Below are 692 nucleotides of genomic sequence, written 5' to 3'. Positions count from 1 at the left end.
TGACCGCGCTGGCCCAGCAGAGCGTGCAGGACGGCGCCTTCGTCGCGACCGCGCGCAAGGACCGGGACGAGGTCCGGGCGCTGGTCGAGGCACTCGGCCGACTCCACACCCACGGCGTGGGAGTCGACTGGCGAGTGATCCTCACCCCGAGAGCGCATGTCGATCTGCCGACGTACGCCTTCCAGCACGAGCGGTACTGGATCCCCGCGCTGACCGATGCCGGGGACATGAACGCCGCCGGACTGGGCGCCATCGATCACCCGGTGTTCAGCGCCGTGACCGAGGTCGCCAGCGGCGAGTCGGTGATCTTCAGTGGCCGCTTGTCACCCGCCACGCAGCCGTGGCTGGCCGATCACCTCGTGGGTGGTCAGATGCTGGTTCCGGGGGCGGCGCTGGTCGAGCTGGCCATCCGGGCGGGCGACGAGGTCGAGTGCTCCTACCTGCAGGAACTGACCATCCAGGCGCCGCTGGTGGTGCCCGCCCAGGGCGGGGTCCAGATCCAGGTGGTCGTCGGAGCGGTGGAGGAGTCCGGAGCACGTCCGCTGACGGTCCACTCCCGCTCCCAGGACGCCGCCGGATGGACGCAGCACGCACAGGGCCTGGTGACCGCCGAGTTGCCGGTGGCGGCGTTCGAGCTGGTGCAGTGGCCGCCGGTGGACGCGCGGCCGGTGGCGGTCGATGGTCTGTACGAC

At 71.2% G+C, this 692-nt stretch carries 1 protein-coding gene; it reads left to right on the top strand.

Annotated features, from left to right (window positions below):
* The coding region (locus tag ACTOQ2_RS44005) for a polyketide synthase dehydratase domain-containing protein (protein WP_440108001.1) at positions 1–692 on the top strand (692 nt) is incomplete at both ends.

The sequence above is a fragment of the Streptosporangium sp. H16 genome, from assembly GCF_051918855.1.
Taxonomy (GTDB): Bacteria; Actinomycetota; Actinomycetes; order Streptosporangiales; family Streptosporangiaceae; genus Streptosporangium.
This window is presented reverse-complemented; position numbering and strand designations above follow the sequence as displayed.